Source organism: Acinetobacter sp. WC-141, assembly GCF_000313935.1.
In the GTDB taxonomy this organism is placed as follows: domain Bacteria; phylum Pseudomonadota; class Gammaproteobacteria; order Pseudomonadales; family Moraxellaceae; genus Acinetobacter.
Map to the genome: position 1 here is coordinate 36,710 of NZ_AMSS01000049.1, position 21,002 is coordinate 57,711.

19 protein-coding genes are annotated in these 21,002 nt (G+C 39.6%); 10 read left to right on the plus strand and 9 right to left on the minus strand.

Annotated elements, in window-relative coordinates; genetic code table 11:
- Positions 1–3 precede the first annotated feature (3 nt).
- Positions 4–951 carry a LysR substrate-binding domain-containing protein gene (locus ACINWC141_RS09540; RefSeq protein ID WP_009390636.1) on the minus strand — a complete coding sequence of 316 codons (948 nt, stop codon included), beginning with the start codon at positions 949–951 and terminating at the stop codon, positions 4–6.
- 246 nt (positions 952–1,197) lie between these two features.
- Here ACINWC141_RS09540 and ACINWC141_RS09545 point away from each other — a divergent pair, with 246 nt between their 5' ends.
- From ACINWC141_RS09545 to ACINWC141_RS09555, 3 genes are all read left to right on the plus strand, one after another.
- Positions 1,198–2,418 (plus strand): acyl-CoA dehydrogenase, encoded by a 1,221-nt coding sequence (locus ACINWC141_RS09545; protein WP_009390606.1) that lies wholly within the window; start codon positions 1,198–1,200, stop codon positions 2,416–2,418.
- Between the two features lie 226 nt (positions 2,419–2,644).
- Complete coding sequence (locus ACINWC141_RS09550; RefSeq protein WP_009390597.1) at positions 2,645–3,967, plus strand: MFS transporter; 1,323 nt, start codon at positions 2,645–2,647, stop codon at positions 3,965–3,967.
- A gap of 52 nt (positions 3,968–4,019) precedes the next feature.
- Positions 4,020–5,249 carry a CaiB/BaiF CoA transferase family protein gene (locus ACINWC141_RS09555; RefSeq protein WP_009390605.1) on the plus strand — a complete coding sequence of 410 codons (1,230 nt, stop codon included), beginning with the start codon at positions 4,020–4,022 and terminating at the stop codon, positions 5,247–5,249.
- 40 nt (positions 5,250–5,289) lie between these two features.
- On the opposite strand, the gene ACINWC141_RS09560 is transcribed toward ACINWC141_RS09555, so the two are convergent.
- Entirely contained in the window at positions 5,290–5,841 is a 552-nt protein-coding gene (locus ACINWC141_RS09560) for a TetR/AcrR family transcriptional regulator (protein ID WP_009390607.1), read from the minus strand.
- A 97-nt stretch (positions 5,842–5,938) separates the two neighbouring features.
- Here ACINWC141_RS09560 and ACINWC141_RS09565 point away from each other — a divergent pair, with 97 nt between their 5' ends.
- On the plus strand, positions 5,939–6,472 hold the full coding sequence (locus tag ACINWC141_RS09565; protein WP_009390632.1) for an HPP family protein: 534 nt from the start codon (positions 5,939–5,941) through the stop codon (positions 6,470–6,472).
- A 77-nt stretch (positions 6,473–6,549) separates the two neighbouring features.
- Here ACINWC141_RS09565 and tcuB read toward each other — a convergent pair whose 3' ends face one another.
- The 7 genes from tcuB to ACINWC141_RS09600 form a co-directional block, all read right to left on the minus strand.
- The gene (gene tcuB / locus ACINWC141_RS09570) at positions 6,550–7,683 is read right to left on the minus strand and encodes a tricarballylate utilization 4Fe-4S protein TcuB (protein ID WP_009390609.1); all 1,134 of its coding nucleotides are present in this window, start codon (positions 7,681–7,683) and stop codon (positions 6,550–6,552) included.
- Positions 7,673–9,079, minus strand: coding sequence for an FAD-dependent tricarballylate dehydrogenase TcuA (gene tcuA, locus ACINWC141_RS09575; protein ID WP_009390658.1), 1,407 nt, complete (start codon positions 9,077–9,079; stop codon positions 7,673–7,675). Before tcuA ends, tcuB begins: the two co-directional genes overlap by 11 nt.
- 103 nt (positions 9,080–9,182) lie before the next feature.
- Entirely contained in the window at positions 9,183–10,112 is a 930-nt protein-coding gene (locus tag ACINWC141_RS09580; RefSeq protein WP_009390620.1) for a LysR family transcriptional regulator, read from the minus strand.
- A gap of 131 nt (positions 10,113–10,243) precedes the next feature.
- Positions 10,244–11,038, minus strand: a complete 795-nt coding sequence (locus ACINWC141_RS09585; RefSeq protein WP_034678150.1) for a substrate-binding domain-containing protein — start codon at positions 11,036–11,038, stop codon at positions 10,244–10,246.
- Between the two features lie 88 nt (positions 11,039–11,126).
- Positions 11,127–12,437, minus strand: coding sequence for an MFS transporter (locus ACINWC141_RS09590; protein ID WP_009390595.1), 1,311 nt, complete (start codon positions 12,435–12,437; stop codon positions 11,127–11,129).
- Positions 12,438–12,715: 278 nt separating this feature from the next.
- The gene (locus ACINWC141_RS09595; RefSeq protein WP_005302915.1) at positions 12,716–13,645 is read right to left on the minus strand and encodes a LysR family transcriptional regulator; all 930 of its coding nucleotides are present in this window, start codon (positions 13,643–13,645) and stop codon (positions 12,716–12,718) included.
- 204 nt (positions 13,646–13,849) lie between these two features.
- Positions 13,850–14,458, minus strand: coding sequence for a LysE family translocator (locus ACINWC141_RS09600; RefSeq protein ID WP_009390611.1), 609 nt, complete (start codon positions 14,456–14,458; stop codon positions 13,850–13,852).
- Positions 14,459–14,713: 255 nt separating this feature from the next.
- Here ACINWC141_RS09600 and ACINWC141_RS09605 point away from each other — a divergent pair, with 255 nt between their 5' ends.
- From ACINWC141_RS09605 to ACINWC141_RS09635, 6 genes are all read left to right on the plus strand, one after another.
- Complete coding sequence (locus ACINWC141_RS09605) at positions 14,714–15,586, plus strand: LysR family transcriptional regulator (RefSeq protein ID WP_009390603.1); 873 nt, start codon at positions 14,714–14,716, stop codon at positions 15,584–15,586.
- Positions 15,587–15,951: 365 nt separating this feature from the next.
- Positions 15,952–16,938: a DUF1852 domain-containing protein gene (locus tag ACINWC141_RS09610; RefSeq protein ID WP_009390653.1), complete on the plus strand. Its 987-nt coding sequence runs from the start codon at positions 15,952–15,954 to the stop codon at positions 16,936–16,938.
- Positions 16,939–16,959: 21 nt separating this feature from the next.
- Entirely contained in the window at positions 16,960–18,003 is a 1,044-nt protein-coding gene (locus tag ACINWC141_RS09615; RefSeq protein ID WP_009390634.1) for a methionine synthase, read from the plus strand.
- Positions 18,004–18,190: 187 nt separating this feature from the next.
- Complete coding sequence (locus tag ACINWC141_RS09620) at positions 18,191–18,682, plus strand: flavin reductase (protein ID WP_009390640.1); 492 nt, start codon at positions 18,191–18,193, stop codon at positions 18,680–18,682.
- A 677-nt stretch (positions 18,683–19,359) separates the two neighbouring features.
- Positions 19,360–19,929: a TetR/AcrR family transcriptional regulator gene (locus tag ACINWC141_RS09630; RefSeq protein WP_009390656.1), complete on the plus strand. Its 570-nt coding sequence runs from the start codon at positions 19,360–19,362 to the stop codon at positions 19,927–19,929.
- Positions 19,930–20,088: 159 nt separating this feature from the next.
- Positions 20,089–20,553 (plus strand): hypothetical protein, encoded by a 465-nt coding sequence (locus ACINWC141_RS09635; protein WP_009390649.1) that lies wholly within the window; start codon positions 20,089–20,091, stop codon positions 20,551–20,553.
- Positions 20,554–21,002 lie beyond the last annotated feature (449 nt).

Below are 21,002 nucleotides of genomic sequence, written 5' to 3' on the forward strand. Positions count from 1 at the left end.
GAGCTAATTTGTATTGCTCTTTAGTTGTTCTAGCTCTTGGCAAATCCAGTCAACAAATTTTTGAATAGTCGGTGAGATATCTTGGCTTGAGTGAATGAGATAGTATTTTCGGCTACCTTTTAGTTTCTTATTGGAAACAATTACCAGTTCTTTTTTTTGTAGTTCAGATTCAATCAACATTTGTGGAATTAAGGCCATTCCCATGTCATGGCTTGCAGCAACCGCAAGCATTGAAAATAACTCATGGCGTTGTCCATCAAAAGGTTTCGGATGCTGCATCTGATGGGTAATAAACCATTCTTGCCAAATGCTAGGTCGAGTGGTTTGTTGTAGCAGGGGAATTTTCAGCAAATCTTCAGAACTTAAATCATAGGTATTTTCATTGATCATGACTGCATCTGGAAAATACTTTTCGATCAGTTTTGGTGAGCACACAGGTACAATTTCTTCATCCATTAAATAATGTGCTTGTATGCCGGGCCAATGGTCAATTTGCTGCTGTGTCCCTGCAAAAATGGCAGCGTCAAAAATATTGTCGTTAAATAAAAAAGGTTTAGTACTGGTTTCTAAGTGAACCGTAATTTCAGGGTGTTTTTGATTTAAAAGATGAAGCTTGGGTAACAGCCAGCGCGTTGCAAAGGTAGGAACCACGCCTAACTTTAATGTTCCACCTAAACCCTTATGAGAAATCACATCGGCCGTACATTTCTCTAAGCCTAATAAGTAAGGTTTAATACTTTTAAAATACTGCTTACCAGCAATCGTGAGTTCAACTCCATGCCGAGTACGGATGAATAGCTCAACGCCCAAGAAATCTTCTAACTGCTGAATTTGGCGAGAAACTGCGCTTTGGGTAATACATAACTCTTGCGCAGCGTAGGTATAACTTAGATGTTTTGCTGCACTTTCAAAGCAAATTAGACCCTGAATAGACGGGATGCTTCTTCGCATAAATAAAATCCTTTTATTTGTCGTCATATTTCAAAACAGCATATGACCTAAATGCAGAGAGCAGAGTTTAGTATAAAAATAAGCCATTTTTAATGAAATACAACGAATTAAATATCTAAATTTAATACATCTTATTTTAAATATGCGTAAGCCGCATATCTGCATGAACATTTATCGTTTGATTACTGCATTTTTCACGCATAACATCGAGTTAAATAAAGAAGATCAAATCAAGCAGAGGATGCGATGAATCACATGGTGACAACAAAAAAAGCAAAAGTTCAATTTAACTGGCAAGACCCATTTTTAATTGAGCAACAGCTTACCGAAGATGAGCGCATGATTCGTGATGCGGCTCATGCCTATTGCCAAGAACGCCTGCAACCCCGTGTACTTGAACAATTCCGTCATGAAAAAACAGACCCATCTATTTTTCGTGAAATGGGAGAGCTAGGCTTACTAGGCCCAACCATTCCTGAGCAATATGGCGGCGCGGGTTTGAACTATGTGAGCTATGGTTTGGTTGCGCGTGAAATTGAATATGTCGATTCGGGTTACCGCTCTATGGCGAGCGTGCAAAGCTCATTGGTGATGGTACCGATTCATGAATTTGGTACTGAAGAGCAAAAGCAAAAGTACTTACCTAAACTGGCTACTGGTGAATACATTGGCTGTTTTGGTTTGACTGAACCTGACCACGGTTCAGACCCGGGCAGTATGATTACCCGTGCTAAAAAAGTTGACGGTGGTTATCGTTTAAGTGGCGCAAAAATGTGGATTACCAATAGCCCAATTGCCGATGTATTTGTAGTCTGGGCAAAAGAAGTTTCTGCTGAAGGCAATGTTGGTGATATACGCGGTTTCATTTTAGAAAAGGGCTGGGAAGGCCTATCTGCACCTGCCATTCATGGCAAGGTCGGTTTACGTGCATCGATTACAGGTGAAATTGTGATGGATAACGTTTTTGTACCTGAAGAAAATGCATTCCCTGAAATTCGAGGTTTAAAAGGCCCATTTACCTGTCTAAATAGCGCTCGTTATGGCATTGCATGGGGCGCGATGGGTGCTGCCGAGTTCTGCTGGCATACTGCACATCAATACACCATGGACCGTAAACAATTTGGTCGCCCGTTGGCTGCAAATCAATTGATTCAAAAGAAACTGGCTGATATGCAAACTGAAATTGCATTAGGTTTGCAAGTGGCTTTACGTTTTGGTCGTATGAAAGATGAAGGCATTGCGTCAGTTGAAGGCACATCTTTAATTAAGCGTAACAACTGCGGAAAGGCACTTGATATTGCTCGCATGGCACGTGACATGATGGGTGGAAACGGCATTAGTGACGAGTTTGGTGTGGCACGTCATTTGGTTAACCTTGAAGTCGTAAATACTTACGAAGGTACACATGACGTTCATGCCTTAATTCTAGGTCGTGCACAAACAGGTATCGCCGCATTTAGTAACTAACTCGTTAATTCTAAAAAGATAAAGGTGTTCTTTCGAGAACGCCTTTAGGGATTTTTACGCAAAAATTTATGGATAATGACAAGATTCATCGTAAGGATACTCATGTAAAGATGTGCCTCTGTGTACTTAAATTTGAAAGTAAGATGATGAAAATATAGAAGATTAAGTCATACAGAAAACATAAGTAAGCTATCGATGACTCATTTGGGAAAATGAGGAACTAAAGATGAACAATGACGTTCAAGTAATATCGAAAGAGTTAAGAACTACATTTCCAAGTAACCTTGGAACATATGAAAAGATTGGACCAAATACATGGAAATGGGCGTTGTTATTTGCCTATTTTGCAATGGTGGTCGATGGCATTGATATTATGCTGCTGTCTTATAGCTTGACCAGTTTAAAGGCAGAGTTTGGTTTAAGTACCTTTCAAGCAGGTGCCTTAGGTAGTGCTTCTTTAGCGGGTATGGGGATCGGCGGTATTTTAGGTGGCTGGGCATGTGACAAGTTTGGTCGTGTACGGACCATTGCCAACTCAGTGACTTTCTTTTCTGTAGCGACCTGTTTATTAGGCTTTACGCAAAGCTTCGAGCAATTTATGGCTTTACGTTTTATTGGTGCTTTGGGAATCGGAGCACTCTATATGGCCTGCAATACCTTAATGGCTGAATATGTGCCAACCACTTACCGTACAACGGTCTTGGGTACATTACAGACGGGTCAAACGGTGGGTTATATTGCTGCGACGCTATTAGCTGGCGCGATTATTCCAGATCATGGCTGGCGTGTTTTATTCTTCCTGACTGTAGTACCTGCTTTCGTTAATATTTTCCTGCAACGATTTGTACCAGAACCAAAATCTTGGCAGCTCACCAAAATTGAAAGCTTACAAGGCAATAGGCAACCTAAAGAAATAGCCGTGGCCGAAAAGCCTAAAAGTGGCAGTATTTATAAGCAAATTTTTAATAACTTTAAGCACCGTAAGATGTTTTTGTTGTGGATGACGACAGCATTCTTCTTACAGTTTGGTTATTACGGCATTAACAACTGGATGCCAAGTTATTTAGAAACAGAAGTGCATATGAACTTTAAAAACTTAACCAGTTATATGGTGGGTTCATATACTGCAATGATTCTAGGAAAAATTTTAGCGGGTTATCTTGCAGACAAATTTAACCGCCGTGCTGTTTTTGTGTTTGGAACAATTGCCAGTGCAGTGTTCTTACCCATCATTATTTTCTTCAATACCCCTGACAATATTTTGTATTTATTAATCACTTTTGGCTTCTTATATGGCATTCCATATGGTGTAAACGCGACTTATATGGCTGAAAGTTTTTCAACTGATGTACGCGGAACAGCCATTGGCGGTGCCTATAACATTGGTCGTGTCGGGGCTGCTATTGCACCAGCCACCATTGGTTTCTTGGCATCGGGCGGTACGTTTACCATGGCCTTTATTGTGATGGGCGCTGCGTATTTTGTTGCGGGTGTATTGCCAGGTTTATTTATTAAAGATCGTCAGTACGATCCGCAAAAACAATCATAGACAATGAAAAGAAGGTGCGTTGAGTGCCTTCTAAAAAGATAAGGGTATCGTTATGGGTGCATTACAAGGAATTCGGGTTTTAGATTTAAGTCGTGTGCTTGCGGGGCCATGGTGTGGGCAAATCTTGGCAGACCTTGGCGCGGAAGTCATTAAAATTGAACGTCCTCGAGTCGGTGATGACACCCGCATGTGGGGACCACCATGGATGCCCGATCAAGACGGAAACATGACCCGTGAATCTGGCTATTTTCAGTGCACGAATCGCAATAAATATTCTGTTGCCGTGGACATTACCACACCAGAAGGTCAGGCTTTAATTTATGAAATTGCTAAAACTGCCGATGTCGTGATTGAAAACTATAAGACAGGCTCTTTGGTTAAATACGGTCTGGACTATGCTTCATTAAGTGCGTTAAATCCAAATATTGTTTATTGCTCGATTACTGGTTTTGGACAAGATGGCCCGCGTGCAGAAGAACCCGGCTATGATTTTATTATTCAAGGTATGTCTGGTTTGATGAGCATTACTGGCGAGCCTGATGATGTTACCGGTGGTGGTGCACAAAAGGTTGGTGTGGCTGTGGTAGATATTCAAACTGGTTTGTATTCAACCATTGCCATTCAAGCGGCATTGATTGCACGCTCACACACGGGGCGCGGTCAATATATTGATATGTCACTCCTTGATGTACAGGTCGCGGCACTGGCAAATCAGGGAATGAACTATTTAGCTTCAGGGAAAGCCCCGCAGCGCATGGGTAATCAACACCCGAGTATTGTGCCGTATCAAACTTTTAAGGCTAAAGATAAAGAATTTATTATTGCTTGCGGTAACGATAAACAGTTTAAAGATTTGTGTGTTGCGATTAGTTATCCCGAGTTACTCGAAAATGAAAAGTTTGTGCGCAACCAAGACCGCGTAAAATATCGAGATGAACTGATTCCTTTATTGTCGAAGCACTTTTTGCAGAAAACTGCCAAAGAATGGGTTGAGAGGATTCATGCGCTTAAAGTGCCCGTAGGTGTCATCAACTCCATTGAAGATGCTTTGGTTGAACCACAAATCGTACATCGCAATTTGGTGGTGAACATTCCTCATCGTTTAAATGAAAACTTTCAAACTATTGGCTCACCCATCAAACTGTCTGATACTCCGGTTGAATATCATCATGCACCGCCAGAGCTGGGTGAACATACTGCTCAAATCTTATCGAGATTTAAAACCGCAGAAGAACTCATCGTGTTAAAGGAAAAGGGCATTATTGATGGGAAAATTGCTTAATTAAAATTTCATTTATTCAATTGCAGCTCTAGGGCTGCAATTATAAATTTTGGTTAATATTAAATAATTGGTTAATCGATTTTTTCATGTTTATCGCAAGTGTTTCATCGAAACCATCGACTAAAAAGCGGCTAATTAATCCTTCAATCACCGTATAGATCAGCTCAGATAAAGCTTCACCATTCGGTATATTGCAGTTTTCCGCAATCAATACTTTAATCCATTGTTTATGGACTTTAGAAATAGAAATAATGTCTTGATCGTCTTGGTTAGATTCAGCCACCGCTCTTACAAATAAACAGCCTTTAAAAAAATCTTGTCTAAACCAATTGGTGTGCCAATCCAGAATTTTATTGATGGCTTCTAAACCCGTTGCATCTCCTACATAGCCCAAAAGGCTTTGCTTAAATCGTTCATCACGTGCAATGAGTACAGACTGAACTAGTTGATTTTTATTTTTATAGTACGTGTACATGGTGGTTTTGGAACAGCCAGATTCATCGCGAATCAGGTCGACACCAACCCCGACAAAACTATTTTCATTAAATAACTTCTCGGCTATATCTAATATTTTTAAGGCAGATTTTGACATGTGTCTTTTCCAAAAAACAAAATAGTACAGATCTGTACTATTTGAAATTTTATCTATATGCTTTTTAAAAAGCAAATTTTTGTTTGAGGAAAAAACCATGTTCTCGATCTTTTATGGCAAAGAAAAACTGGCTCCATCGCCCAATAAAATTGATATTTTAAGAAGCCTTATTGGAGGTACGCTCAGTATTTTTATACTTCTGTGGTTGAGTCAGCTCACACACAATATCTTTATCATGGCACCGTTTGGTGCGACCTGTGTGTTGCTCTATACCGTGTCGCAGTCACCTTTGGCGCAGCCGAGAAATATTATATTTGGGCATCTTATTTCGGCTTTTGTAGGTTTGTTTTTTCTAAAATTTGTTGGTGTTTCCATTTTTACAATTGCTTTATCAGTGGGCTGTGCCATTGCACTCATGCAGATTTTTAAATGCGTTCATCCACCTGCTGGGGCCAATCCTTTGGTTATTTTACTCACCGCGAGTAGCATACATTACGAGTGGAGCTTTTTGATTTTCCCTGTTTTAGTCGGTGCAGTGTCTTTAGTTTTGGTAGCGATGCTCATTAATAATATTAAAGCGAGTAACAAGTGGCCGATGTATGGTTTAGGAATTTTAAATAGTAAAAATTAGGGAAGGCATGAAGTATTCGGAGCTTAAAATAATGAAAGTATTCACTACGTCAAGATAGTGAATACTTTTGAGTGAAATTATGACTTTTTAGAAATACGTTCTTCGATGGCAAATTTGAGTAAAGAAGCGCTGCGATAAAAACCGTGTGCGAACTTTCCAAATGGCATAGTAATGAAGAATGTCATGACCGTAGCTAAATGGAAAATCAGTAAAAGTGCCATGTAAGGAGAATTCCGAAATGCCATGAGTGCTAACCCTGAAGCACTGACTAAAATTAAAAGGAAAATAAAGCCTCGATCTACAGGTTTTTGCTCACGGTCACCATGTAATGGGTGGCGTTTAAGGTTTAAATAGAGCAAGCCAGATGGCCCAACCACTAAGCCAAGTCCACCCAACGTACCCAAAATAACAGGCAAGCTAAAGATAGGGTACGGCGCATGCAGGTTAAGGAAATAGTGATATAACGTCGCTACGCCCGTGGCTGCAAAGCAAAGCATAAAGCCATAAAAAGTCAGGTGATGGAACACACGGCGGATTTGTGTATAACGGTCATCTTGCTCATTACAGCCTTTGCCATGTCCACCGTCTAAATATTTAAGTGTTAATACATTTTGGGTAGCTTGAACTAGATCTGGTTTCTCAACTTTGCCGTGAATAACTTTAGATGTTTGTCGCCAAAATTTACTAATTCCGATACCGAGCAAAACAATCGCAACTGTAAAGGTCGCTCCAAACAATAGAGCTAAAAAGTTATGCGGGAAAATCGCATAGAAATTACCTTGATAGCCTGCAAACAGGTCGGTGCCTTTGTGCCAGACCACAGCTAACATGCATAAAAAGAAAATAACTGATAACGACGAAACAAAAGGAATGCCGACAGACTTATAAAGTCGCCCTAAAGGCTGAGGGGTCGCAAACTCTTGGTAAGTTTCCAAACGTACTTGCGCCATCGCTTTTGGAATGTTTACACCAAACTCATGTGGCGGGGCATATTGGCAAGCGTGTAGACAAGCACCACAGTTATGGCACAGGTTTGCGAGGTAATGAATATCGGCTTGATTAAACTCAAGGCGCTTGGTCATCGCCGCAAATACAGCACAAAACGATTCACAGTAACGACAAGCATTACAAATCTGTAGGGCTCTTTGAACTTCCTGCTCATGGTCAGAGAGCTGAACAACGGGAATTAGGGCTTTAGTACTAGCATTCATGTTCAACTCCTTGTGAAAGTGCATAGTGGGCTGCATTTTTTCCGGCAATTCGCCCAAATGTTGTTCCGATCGACATACCAACGCCTGCGGTATAACCCTGACCGAGTACGTTACCTGCCATCATTTCACCGGCGACAAACAGGTTGCGGCTGGCTTTATTGTTAAAACGTACCGCAGCATCGTCTTCGACTTTTAAGCCTAAATAGGTAAAGGTAATGCCGGGTTTAAGCGCATAGGCATAGAAGGGCGGGCGATCGAGAGGAACGGCCCAGTGGGTTTTGTTGGGAACAATATTTTCGGTGGTGCAGTCATCTAAAACCGTGTGGTTAAAGGTGCCTTGTACGCAGGCTTGATTAAATTCTTCTACGGTGTGACAGAAGGTTTTTACATCTAGCCCGATTTTTTCGGCCAGTTCTTGAATGCTATTTGCTTTTACACCCGCAAACACAGGTGGCATAAAGCGACCAATGGCTTTTGAGTCGATAATAGAATAGGCAATTTGCTGAGGTTGTTTGGCAACAAGGCGGCCCCAAATCGCATAACGTTTTGGCCAGAAGTCTTCGCCTTCATCGTAAAAACGTTCGGCTTTGTTATTGACCACAATTCCTAGTGAAACGCAGTCAATACGGGTGCAGATGCCGCCGTCATATAATGGTGCGCGTGCATCTACAGCGACACAATGCGATTGTGATGGGTCACCAATAATATCGGCGCCTTGATCTATCATAAATTTGAGCAAATTGCCCTGATTAAAGCGGGTTCCACGAATAATGAAATTATCGGCAGGCCATTCGCCGTTTTCATTTTGCCCCCATGCTTCTCTTAACCATTCCAGATTTGACTCAAAACCACCTGCGGCCAATACACAGCTTTTAGCTTTAAATACACGACCATCTTCCGTAATTGCGGCTTCAAAATGTCCTTGGTTTAATTTTAGATCTTTAATTTTTGTGTTGTATAAAATCTCAATGCCAAGTTCTTGGGCACTACGGTAGTAGGCATTCATGAGGGCTTTACCGCCACCCATAAAAAAGGCATTGGTACGTGCAACATGTAAAGCACCCGATAGTGGCGGCTGAAAATTCACGCCATGTTTACGCATCCAGTCACGACAGGTCGCCGTGCTACGAATAACCAGACGAGCTAAGTGCTCATTGGTTTTGCCCGCAGTCACTTTAAGGAGGTCTTGCCAATATTCTTCTTCGGGGTAGGCATCGACTAATACATCTTGAGGGGCATCATGCATGCAACGGAGATTACGAGTGTGTTGTGAGTTACCACCACGCCATTCTTTAGGTGCTGCTTCTATGACAAGCACAGACGCGCCACTTTCTTTTGCCGTGAGCGCAGCACACAGTGCGGCATTCCCACCACCAATTACAATCACATCATGCATGGATTTCTCCCTTTCTCAGCTAGGGCTAATGTAGCTTTAAAAGGGACGATGAAGTGAGAGGCTAAGCTTGAATGGGTGTTTAGTAAAAATAAACACTAAAGGCTTAAGTGTTTATGAGTTTCGCACCGGGCCAACGCTTTTCATTAATCAGGTTGGTCACACAAGCACGAATCACCACTTTGGTGGCTAAAGTAGCAGGCGAGAGTTCTTCTTCAGAGAGACTAATTAAATAGTTAATACGCTCAATAGCAGGTTCTACAACACGCAGTAAACATAAGTCTTGCCTTGAGTTTAATGATGCACCCGCAGGTTGAATGGTTGCCATTTCGAGTTGGCTAATGCTTTCCATTAACAAGTGTAGCCCATCAATTTCATAGGCCACTTTAAGCTGATGAATTTTCTGTTCGAGCAACAAGCGCAGTCCATGTCGTTGGCTCGGCAAAATAAGCGGAAGTTCTTTAAGCTGTGGATGAGTAATGGTTTGAGTGTCGATACAACTTTCAAGGTGGTATTGACTCAGCACTTCTTTAGGCGAGATTAAAAACATCTGTTCTTTGACTAAAGGCTGTATGGCCCACTGTGGATCGACATCGTCACTAAAGATGATGGCAACATCGAGCTGCCTTGCATTCACTAAGGCCTTGAGGTCACCAGACAATCCTTCGATTAAACGGACTTTAATGTCGGGATAACGGTTTCTCATGAGTTTTAAAAAGTGCGTGCCTATAACCGACGCGACACTTGGCGAAAAACCGACGGTGACATGACCACTTAAACGTGAAGAGTGTGCAGAATCTACAGCATGGTCTAAGTGCCTAAGCGCCAGTTGAACCTGTTGAAAAAAAGCTAAACCCGCAGGGGTGGGAACTGTACCAAGAGCAGTGCGTTGTAAAAGGCGAATAGAAAGCTCACTTTCTAGTTTCGAGATTTGCTGACTTAATGCGGAAGTTCCAATATCAAGATTTTTTGCAGCTTTACCCAAGCTTCCTGACTCGATCACCGCAATAAAATACTTTAATTGTTTGAGTTCCACGGCAAATACTACATTGACCTTTATTGATTATTCTACACTGGTTTATCGCTATACATTTTGTTCTATTAGGCTGAGTAAACTACCAACAGAGTAAAGGCAACATCACCTCAAGACGTTGCCTTTTAGAGCTTTTATTGTTTAACCTGCTCAAGACCCTGTTCTTCAATAATTTGTGTTGCTTGTGGTGATTTCACAAACTTGATGAGCTCTTTTGCGACTTTTTCATGTTCAGAGTTCTTACCAATGCCTGCTGCAAACACAGTGACTTTTTGATAAGGCGCAGGAATTGGACCCACTAACTCAACCTGACCATATTGACCAGTAAAAGGTTTGATTTCACTAATTTGCTGGAAACCAATATCAAACTGACCTTCAGCAATACGTTTTGCAACCCGGTCACCGACCACTTTTTCTGCTTTACCAGAAATCACTTTGTACTCGACAGGCGGGAAGCTTGGGAAAACATCTTTTTCAAGATGCGTACCGCTCGCACTTGCTGAATAGCCGATGTGCTTAGCATTTAATAAAACTTTTTCGAATTTTGCCGCAGAGCTAATGTCTGGTTTTGGCGCACCTTTAGGTACAGCCATGCCAATGCTTGAATTGACTAAAGGACTTTGTGAATTTGGGTCGACATAACCTTTTTCTGCAAGCTTGTTTAGTTCAGGAGCAGCCAACACCACCACATCAAAATGTTCCCCACGATCGAGGCGATTTGGAATTGCAGTTGGCGATGCGCCCATTGATGAACCAGATGAAAGGTGAACCGTGTGACCAGTTTGCTTTTCAAATATTGGAATGAGTTTTTCCATAGATGAATAGAAACCGCCTGAGCTAATCACTTCGAGTGTATCTGCGTTAGCAAGCGTTGAGCCTAAACCTGCACCAGCTAGGCAAATGGTCATGAAGATAGGGGACTTTTTCATAGTATCTCGCTTTAATGATAGGAGAGTCAGTACGGCTGCAACATGCGCCGTACTGTTCATTAAAATTTCAGGTTAAATAGTTGTTGTTTTAAGCGCTAACCTTGGCAGGTTCAGCAATTGGGTCAGCATTCTTCTGCTTAGAACCACGGCATAAATACAAGCTTGAGATTAAGCTACATACCGCTGCTAACATCAGCCAGAATGCTGGTGTGCTTGCGTTGCCTGTGTTTTCGACAAGGTACGTACAAGCCATTGGCGTCATACCACCAAAAATAGCGGCTGCAAGGCTAAACGCTAAAGAGAAGCCAACTGTACGTACACGTTTTGGCATGACTTCGGCAAGCGTTGCGACCATGGTGCCGTTGTACATACCAAAGAAGAACGAGAAGTAAGCAAGCGTAATAATCAGATTGGTAAAACTAATGTCACTCACCAACCAGCTTAAAACTGGATAAGTTGTAAAGATGGCAAGGGTTGTAATGCCGACTAAAACTGGACGACGACCAATTTTGTCTGAAAGTAAGCCACCCATTGGTAACCAGAAGAAATTTGATAAACCGACAAACACAGTTGCTAAAAGGCTATCCGTTACCGACATTTCTAGAGTACGTTTTGCATACACGGTGGTGTAAACCGTAATGAAATAGAACGTGGTGGTGGTCATGGCACTCATCATCATGCCCGCAAGTACGATGCGCCAGTTGCTCGCAAGCGTGCTGAAAATTTCTTTGGTCGATGGATGCGTTTTTTGTGCTTTAAAGTCTTCAGTTTCTTCTAACGTACGGCGGAACAAGAAGATTAAAGGAATAATCAAACAACCAATTAAGAACGGAATACGCCAGCCCCATTCACCCACTTGAGCAGTAGTTAAGATAGTGTTGAGCCAGTAGCCAAGTAATGCCGCAAACACAACCGCAATTTGTTGGCTGCCAGATTGCCAGCTTGTGATAAATCCACGGTTTTTATCTGTTGCAATTTCAGCGAGATAAATCGATACACCGCCAGATTCAACACCTGCCGAGAAGCCTTGTAATAGACGTCCAATCACCACCAAAATTGGCGCAATAATACCAATGGTTTCATAACCCGGTACAAAGGTAATTAAGATGGTTCCGATTGCCATAAGGCTTAAAGTCACAATAAGACCTTTACGTCGACCAACTCTGTCGACATAAGCGCCCAAGAAAATAGCGCCGAGAGGACGCATAAGAAAGCCCGCAGCAAACACGGTAAATGTCATCATTAAAGAGACATATTCATTTTCAGAGTGGAAAAATTTTGCTGCGATATAAGTGGCATAGAAACCAAAAAGAAAAAAATCGTACTGTTCTAAAAAGTTGCCACTCGTTACATTTAATATTTTTTTAAAAGTAGCCCTACGGTTATTCACGACATCCATTGGAGACCTCCTTGGCCTGACAAAATGGAAACATTCACGATTTTCAATGATTGGCCTTAAATCGACTCATTCAATAAACCTAAATAGCAAATGGGTTAGAGATGAGATTTAAAGATGTCCTTCGTAGAAAATGTGATGCCTTGTTTCCAGTTCAAACTACACATCTATAATTTGATAAACAGAAATTCACTTATCATTCGGATGAAAATGTAATCTTAAAAAGCAGGAGGGAGTGAGAGGGCAAAATTAATTAGGTATTTAATAAAATTAATGACCCTTTATAAAATAATTTCAGAACACGGCCAAATTTGGTTTTGAATCAACTCTTTCACACAGGCTTTAATTGCCGATTTTGCAGCGAGTGCAGCAGGTGATAATTCTTCTTCGGCAAGGCTCACCAAGTAATTGATTCGCTCAACTTCAGGGTCAATGAGTTTGAGTAATTGAAGTTTATGTTTGTATTCTTGCAGACAAGCACTTCCGGGACGAACACTTGCAAGGTCAAGGTGAATCAGGCTGTCCATAAGTAAGTGTAGACCATCAATTTCATAGACGACATTGAGCTGCCCAATCTTGTGTTCAAGCAATTTTCTTAAGCTATGACGCTGTCGTGGCAACACTAAAGGAATATCACCGATTTGTTGGGACTGAATAATTCCACTTTTGATACAGTCGGCAAGACCATATTTTTCAAGCACTTCTTTGCGTGCCATTAAATACATTTGTTCGCGGACCAAAGGCTGGATCGACCACTGTTTATCAATTTCATTAGTAAAAATAATGGCGATATCAAGCTGACGCGAATTAATTGACTGAATCAGGTTACCCGACAGGGTTTCCACAATTTCTAGACGAATGTCTGGATAGCGTTCAGACATTAGTTTCATTAAAGGGATGCCAATTAAAGCGGTAATGGTCGGTGGAAAACCAAGGCTCACATGGCCTGAAAGCCGAGCTGAATGTGCAGCGTCTATAGCAAAGTTAACTTGACGCAAAATAAGTTGAGAGTGTTTTAAAAAGGCCAGACCCGCGGGTGTAGGCGTGACACCAAAAGCATTACGCTGTAATAAGCGAATGCTTAACTCTTGCTCTAGCTTACTAATTTGCTGACTAATGGCCGAAGCACCGACATCGAGTTTTTGGGCAGCTTTACCAATACTGCCTGCTTCAACCACCGTCAAAAAATATTTTATTTGTTTGATTTCCATAATAAATGTATTCGCTCATCATCCTTGATTTATATAGATATGAAGGATTGGAAAATCTATCATGCGTTTTAATATTAACAGCAAAAAATATAAAAGTTCCTTAAAAATTAAATAGCTCTTTTGGAAAAGTCTTATAAAAAGCCTTTTTAAAAGTACAAACTATATAGAAGCATAAGCAACTTATTCTTCCATAAAATGAGTTTCTTACTGAAACTTAGTAAAAAGCAAAATCACGCCTAAGACACATAAAATTGAACCAATCACCTTATTAATCTGCACTTGCTTGGCTAACATTTTCTGTCTCAACAGCATTGATGAAAAGAGCACAGCCACCAGTGAAAACCATACAAAATGGGCAAAAGACATAAAAAAGCCATAAGCCAAAAGAATGGTTTTAGGCGTAGTTAAGCTCACAATTTGCGTATAGGTGCTAATCACAAATAGCGTGGTTTTAGGGTTGAGGGCATTGGTAAAAAAACCGTATTTTATGGCTTGAAAAGTACCGATAGCGGTTAAAGCAGCAGTGTCTAAAACTGGTTTTTGAGTAAAAGTTTTATAGCCAATATAAATCAAATAAAGCGCGCCAATATACTTAACAATATTCAAAATTTGCGGTGTATATGTCATCACAAACGCAACGGCGACAAACGTATAAGTCACATGCACCAACACGCCAAGCGATATGCCGAGTGAAGTGAACACACCTATTTTTCTGCCGTACAAGTAACTATTTTTGGTAACAATCGCAAAGTCAGCGCCGGGGCTTACCACTGCCAAAATCGTAATGAGAATAACCGCAATGAACTCTGCCATTATCTTGCACCCTCGCTGAAAACGAGGAAATTCATCTGTACTTTTTGGAATGTATTCAAGAGGAGAGCTGTTTTACTGAAAGCTATTATTCTTTTCGTGAGAAAGATTGGGGCTTTAGGTCTTCGAAGATAGATATAGATATCTAATATATTTTTCATCATCTAAAATAGGTTTTAATAAAGATGATTTTTATTTTGAACAGAAATCTAAAAATAAAAATCGATAAAAACGACTACACATTTATGAGTTTTTGGAATGATTGAAAGAATATCGCTGAATTCACTAAAATTTTTCTATTTTGTGGCGAAGTATGGCAGTGTGACTTTAGCTGCAAAGAAATTATTTGTGACGCAAAGTGCGGTCAGTAAACAGATTTATAATTTAGAAGAGACTTTAAATACGGCTTTGTTTGACCGTAAAAATAAAACACTTGTGATGACTGAGCAGGGCGAAATTTTATTGAGTTGTTGCCATCAGGTGTTTGGTCAACTCGATGAATGTTTGATTCATCTCAGTCAGCCTAAAACTCACAACAAGCAACTGGTTTTATCGTGTGAACCGACTCTCTCCATGAAATGGCTTATTCCACGGTTATCAAAATTTAAAAAGCTCGGTCATGATTTTGATGTGGTTCTACTTACCGCAGGTGGCGTAGTCGATTTTGAAAAAGATAATATTGATATCGCAATTCGTAGAAATGACTTTGATTGGGGAGAGCATATCTATAGCGAAAAAATTGCCGATGAATATATTGCTCTAGTTCAAGCAACCAAGCCATCGGAAACAAACGACGTACTCATCTCGACTTCTAGACCAAATTTTTTCAAAAGTATGAGCCGTATTGCTGAGTTAAAGCAAAGCTTAAAAAGCTATACCAAAGTTGAACTCGAACATTTTTATCTATGTTTAGAAGGTTGTTTAGCTGGACTCGGCGCGACTATCATCTCAATTTATATGATTGAAAAAGAGCTTGAGTGGAACTTACTGCAAAAAATTTCACCTGTTGTACAAGATAATTCAGCCTATTTTTTACTTTCTCATAGTGCTTTTGAGGAAGATTCACGTAAAACCATATTTTTAGAATGGTTAAAAGCAGAGATGAATGAGAGTCAGCATAAATTACTTTAAGTCTAACCATTTCATATAAAGTTTTATTGTTTAAGTTTTTGAAAATAATATTAATATTTAAAATAATTAAGGCGCTGTGTAAGCGCCATATATTAAATCTCTGCTATCTAAAATTCCCAAAGATGAAAAAAATTTAACTTCATACTTCTTTATTAAACCCTAAACATGAATTTCACTCAGTTTTGAATGAGACTAAATCATTTTTATTCATGTTGTGATTGCGGTATAAATCTATTCACGCTCTGAAGCATTCCAGTAATTCACTTTTGATAAGACCTTAAGGCACAAATCTGACAAGGCTGGAAAGTTTAAAAAGAGCTCGAAATATTTTTAGGTTTATCTCAGAAATTAGGGTACTGATCAAAATGAGTAAAGAATTTACATTTACGATTAAGAGTATTTGTTTCGATGAGAACTATCGTCCAGCAGACAATACGCGTATTACAACCAACTTTGCTAACTTGGCGAGAGGGATGAGCCGTCAAGAGAATCTGCGCAACACCTTACAGATGATCGACAATCGTTTTAATGCCTTAGCTCATTGGGACAACCCGAAAGGCGACCGTTATGGCGTTGAACTCGAAATCATTTCAGTTGAAATGAATGTTGATGCAGCAAGCCAAAACAGTTCACTTCCTTTAATCGAAATATTGAAAACCAATATTGTTGATAAAAAAACCAATGAACGCATTGAAGGTATTGTAGGCAACAACTTCTCGTCTTATGTACGTGACTATGACTTTAGTGTGCTGTTGTTAGATCACAACAAAAACAAGTCTACTTTTAGCACGCCAGAAAAGTTTGGTGAATTGCACGGTAACTTGTTTAAGAGCTTTATTAACTCTGAAACTTACAAAGCCAACTTTAAAAAAGCACCTGTGATTTGCTTAAGCGTTTCAACAACTAAAGTGTACCACCGCACTGAAAATGAACATCCTGTTTTAGGTGTTGAATACAAGCAAGAAGACTATTCACTCACTGATGAATATTTCCAAAAAATGGGCTTAAAAGTTCGCTATTTCATGCCTAAAAACAGTGCTGCACCTTTGGCGTTTTATTTTACTGGTGATTTGCTGAGTGATTACACCAACCTTGAGTTGATCAGCACCATCAGCACCATGGAATCGTTCCAAAAGATTTACCGCCCTGAAATTTACAACGCAAATTCAGTGGCTGGAAAGTCTTATCAGCCAAGCTTAAAGAACCAAGATTACTCACTTACTCGAATTGTGTATGACCGTGAAGAACGTAGCCGCCTCGCTATTGAGCAAGGGAAGTTTGTTGAAGAGCAATTTATCAAACCATACCAAGCGATTCTTGAGCAGTGGTCTGCTAATTACGCTCTTAATTAATCAACATATAGGTCATTGATCATGAAAAAATTATTACCAACTTCAACCGCTGGCAGCTTACCTAAACCGTCTTGGCTTGCAGAACCTGAAAAGCTTTGGTCGCCTTGGAAACTCGAAAACGAAGGTCTGCTTGAAGGTAAAAAAGATGCGCTACGTTTAGCATTGCACGAACAGCGACTTGCTGGCATCGACATTGTGAGCGATGGTGAACAAACCCGCCAACACTTTGTGACCACATTTATCGAACACTTAAATGGCGTAGATTTTGAGAAGCGTGAAACAGTTCGAATTCGTGACCGTTACGATGCAAGCGTGCCATCTGTTGTAGGTGCAGTGTCTCGTCAAAAGCCTGTGTTTGTTGAAGACGCTAAGTTTTTACGTCAGCAAACTGATCAACCCATTAAGTGGGCATTACCTGGCCCAATGACTATGATTGATACGCTTTACGATGGTCATTACAAGAGCCGTGAAAAACTTGCTTGGGAATTTGCTAAAATTTTGAACCAAGAAGCGCGTGAGTTAGAAGCTGCTGGTGTAGACATTATTCAGTTTGACGAACCTGCATTTAACGTCTTCTTTGATGAAGTAAATGATTGGGGCGTTGCGACTTTAGAGCGTGCAATTGAAGGTCTTAAGTGTGAAACTGCGGTCCATATTTGCTATGGTTACGGCATTAAAGCCAACACTGACTGGAAAAAGACATTAGGTTCGGAATGGCGCCAATACGAAGAAGCTTTCCCGAAACTGCAAAAATCTAACATCGATATCATCTCGTTAGAATGTCACAACTCACATGTGCCTATCGATTTACTCGAACTCATTCGTGGTAAAAAAGTCATGGTTGGTGCAATTGATGTCGCATCTAACCAGATTGAAACACCAGAAGAAGTGGCAAACACACTTCGTAAAGCGCTTCAGTTTGTAGATGCTGACAAGCTTTACCCTTGCACAAACTGCGGTATGGCGCCTCTTTCACGTGAAGTGGCACGTGGCAAGCTAAATGCCTTAACAGCAGGTGCAGAAATCGTTCGCAGAGAACTTACGGGTTATGATCTTACTGCTTAATATTTACCAATAAGTGGTATAAAGGGTTACTTTTTTGATGGCAGTTGATAATCAAACAAGTAACCCTCATTTTACTTACTACATGTAGTTCTAATTAGGACTCATGTCGATAAAGTACCCTCCTGATGGAGTTGGGCGGTATAGCAAACACTCAGGACAAGGTACGATTCAATTTAGGAATAATGTCATGGTTCAAGCAACAGACTTTAGAAATGCAATGTCTTTACTCACAAGTGCGGTTAGTGTTGTGACTACGGCAGGCATGTCTGGCCGTTTTGGATTTACTGCCTCTGCTGTTTGTAGTGTGACTGACACACCTCCGACATTATTGGTGTGTATGAACCAATCTGCGAGCTCACATGCACATTTCCTAGATAACAAAATCTTAACTGTGAATGTTTTAGGCGCACACCACGAACATATTTCAAAAGCATTTTCATCTAAGCTAACCCCAGAAGAACGCTTTAAACATGGCGAATGGATTGAGTTAGAAACGGGTTCACCTGTGTTAGAAGATGCTTTGGTGAGTTTCGATTGTGAGATTGAACAAATTCAACAAGTCGGTACACACACCATTTTGATTTGTCCGATTGTGGCGATTAAACAAAGCCAGCATGACCAAAGCTTGGTTTATTTTAATCGTGCTTATCACCAAGTGGGGCAGACGGAGATTGTCTAATCCCACTCGTGTTGTTGTCTTATATTAAAAGTTAAATGATAGAAATGAATTAAGCATGGATCGCTTCACTTAATTTAAAAATACAATTACATATAATATCTAAAATAATAATTAATTTAATTTAATGAAAAATAATAATAAATTTAAATAGTTGTCATAAAAGCTACATTGACACATCTAAACTCTCAGATTATTCTTTGCCTGCTGGCCACATTGCCAGCCGGCTTTGACAGGCTGATTTTTCGAGTACATTGAAAAAACTTGTTTTTTTTGATGTAGACCCACTCGTCCCTCTTTTGTAGCGGTAGGACGGAAGGGGGACACCTTCGGGTGTGCTGGGTTCTCGAAAACCAGTCTGTCAACCCTCTTTCGTTCTGCCACCATAATTCCAAACAAATGCTCTGGCAGAACTCCCAAAAACAGGAGTTGGCTATGCACATCTATCATTTCTTGGCACTCATTGCCAAAAGCTATAACGACACAGCTTAAAAAATTAAAGCAGCTTGAACGCCATAAGGTTTTCAGGCTTTAAGTCATTTTTACTTAAAACTTAGCAACAACAAACTTGAGATGTGCCAAGCACCGTCTTACGGCTTTGCTGTGCCTTTTTTTCTCCCAGAAAAGGCACAGGCTTTTTATCTCATTTAGAAACAACAAGAATTTAAAACGGTAAACCTATGCAAACTTTAGAAACGACTTCAAAAAAATTAAAAGTAATACATACCGCCATCCAACTCTTTACGACGCATGGATTCCATAATGCAGGCGTAGACCTGATCGCCAAAGAAACTAAAATTCCAAAAGCCACGCTTTATAACTACTTTCACTCAAAAGAACGCCTTATAGAATCGTGCATAAGCTTTCAAAAAAGCCGACTGAAAGAAGAAGTGCTGGCAATTGTCTATTCACACCGCTACTCAAAACCCACCGATAATCTCAAAGAAATTGTGCGTTTACATGCCGATGTAAATAGCCTTTACCACCTGTTGTTTAAAGCCATTTTTGAAATAAAACAGCTTTATCCAACGGCTTACCGCATGGCCGTTGAATATCGAAAATGGCTACTTCGAGAGCTTTTTGATCTGGTCTTTAGTCTGGAAAGCACTGCATTTAAACCTGATGCCAACATGGTTTTAAACTTAATTGATGGCTTGATGCTACAGGTTTTGAGTTCAAATCGTTTGGATGAACGGGATGTGGTTTTGGAAAGGTTTTGGGGGAGGGGGAATACTGTTAAGATTAAATAGTTACTAAATAAATCTATTCTAAAAAGGAAAAAATAATGAGAACTTTAAGCTAAGTGACAGTCGATTGGTTAAGTATAAAGGAATGACTTCAAAAGGGGAGAATTTAAGAAAATCGAGTAAAATGGCAAAAATGTACTATTCAATTTGTAGAGGAATAAAATGAAATATTTGGATATAAATGCCCCTATTATTCCTTCAAAATCAATAGGAAATATATGTATAGGTGATACATTATCTGACTATCTAAATATGATTGATGAGAATATAAAAAAGGAAATCCTCATTGAGAACATAGATACTAACGAAAGAAAAATTACTTTTGGAAAATTGCCAGTAGAAATATTCGTAAAAAAAGATTTTGATAAGATTTATAAAATTTCTGCGGGTATTGGTTATCAAGGTAAATTTAATGGAATAATATTTGTTGGAGATAAAGCCAAAGATATTTTTGGGAAAGATAGTAGCTTTTATTATGATGAATTCTATGAAAGTATATTAAGTAGAAATTATGAGGGAATAATCTTGGAGTTCTCTAATGAAGAGCCATGGGATGAAAATACAAAAATTGAGAACTTGCGTGTGTATTTTATAACTATATTTAATCCTCAGGAGACTCCTTTTTAATTTTACATAAATTAAAAATTTTGAAAATTGTAAGGAAGTGGAAGAATAAAATATATCTGTATTTAATAAGAGAAATAAAAATAATGAAATATTTATTTTATTGGATGAAAAAAATATTAATAATAAAAAAGTTCATAATTTGGAAGATCTTGGATGATAAAAATTTTTTTAGAAATTTAATTGATATTTTTGCTCTTAATTGTATATTTGATGGCAACTTATAAAAATGATGAAGTATATTTTAATATTATATAACTTAGTTGTTGTTTACTAAAAAATATATAAAATCTACTTGATATACGCTGAATTATCAGGAGACTTTCCCTTGGGAGATTCTAGGCAGCCAACTTATAAAAGTCTTCGGCCATTTGATTTGGTGTCTTAAAACCCAAACCCTTTTGAATTCTTCGATGATTATAAAATAACTCAATGTATTTTATAATATCTGC

Bases quoted from the DNA above. Each gene is read 5' to 3' on its own strand.
- ACINWC141_RS09540 (WP_009390636.1), bottom strand. From the start codon at position 951: ATGCGAAGAAGCATCCCGTCTATTCAGGGTCTAATTTGCTTTGAAAGT.
- ACINWC141_RS09545 (WP_009390606.1), top strand. From the start codon at position 1,198: ATGAATCACATGGTGACAACAAAAAAAGCAAAAGTTCAATTTAACTGG.
- ACINWC141_RS09550 (WP_009390597.1), top strand. From the start codon at position 2,645: ATGAACAATGACGTTCAAGTAATATCGAAAGAGTTAAGAACTACATTT.
- ACINWC141_RS09555 (WP_009390605.1), top strand. From the start codon at position 4,020: ATGGGTGCATTACAAGGAATTCGGGTTTTAGATTTAAGTCGTGTGCTT.
- ACINWC141_RS09560 (WP_009390607.1), bottom strand. From the start codon at position 5,841: ATGTCAAAATCTGCCTTAAAAATATTAGATATAGCCGAGAAGTTATTT.
- ACINWC141_RS09565 (WP_009390632.1), top strand. From the start codon at position 5,939: ATGTTCTCGATCTTTTATGGCAAAGAAAAACTGGCTCCATCGCCCAAT.
- tcuB (WP_009390609.1), bottom strand. From the start codon at position 7,683: ATGAATGCTAGTACTAAAGCCCTAATTCCCGTTGTTCAGCTCTCTGAC.
- tcuA (WP_009390658.1), bottom strand. From the start codon at position 9,079: ATGCATGATGTGATTGTAATTGGTGGTGGGAATGCCGCACTGTGTGCT.
- ACINWC141_RS09585 (WP_034678150.1), bottom strand. From the start codon at position 11,038: ATGAAAAAGTCCCCTATCTTCATGACCATTTGCCTAGCTGGTGCAGGT.
- ACINWC141_RS09590 (WP_009390595.1), bottom strand. From the start codon at position 12,437: ATGGATGTCGTGAATAACCGTAGGGCTACTTTTAAAAAAATATTAAAT.
- ACINWC141_RS09595 (WP_005302915.1), bottom strand. From the start codon at position 13,645: ATGGAAATCAAACAAATAAAATATTTTTTGACGGTGGTTGAAGCAGGC.
- ACINWC141_RS09600 (WP_009390611.1), bottom strand. From the start codon at position 14,458: ATGGCAGAGTTCATTGCGGTTATTCTCATTACGATTTTGGCAGTGGTA.
- ACINWC141_RS09605 (WP_009390603.1), top strand. From the start codon at position 14,714: ATGATTGAAAGAATATCGCTGAATTCACTAAAATTTTTCTATTTTGTG.
- ACINWC141_RS09610 (WP_009390653.1), top strand. From the start codon at position 15,952: ATGAGTAAAGAATTTACATTTACGATTAAGAGTATTTGTTTCGATGAG.
- ACINWC141_RS09615 (WP_009390634.1), top strand. From the start codon at position 16,960: ATGAAAAAATTATTACCAACTTCAACCGCTGGCAGCTTACCTAAACCG.
- ACINWC141_RS09620 (WP_009390640.1), top strand. From the start codon at position 18,191: ATGGTTCAAGCAACAGACTTTAGAAATGCAATGTCTTTACTCACAAGT.
- ACINWC141_RS09630 (WP_009390656.1), top strand. From the start codon at position 19,360: ATGCAAACTTTAGAAACGACTTCAAAAAAATTAAAAGTAATACATACC.
- ACINWC141_RS09635 (WP_009390649.1), top strand. From the start codon at position 20,089: ATGAAATATTTGGATATAAATGCCCCTATTATTCCTTCAAAATCAATA.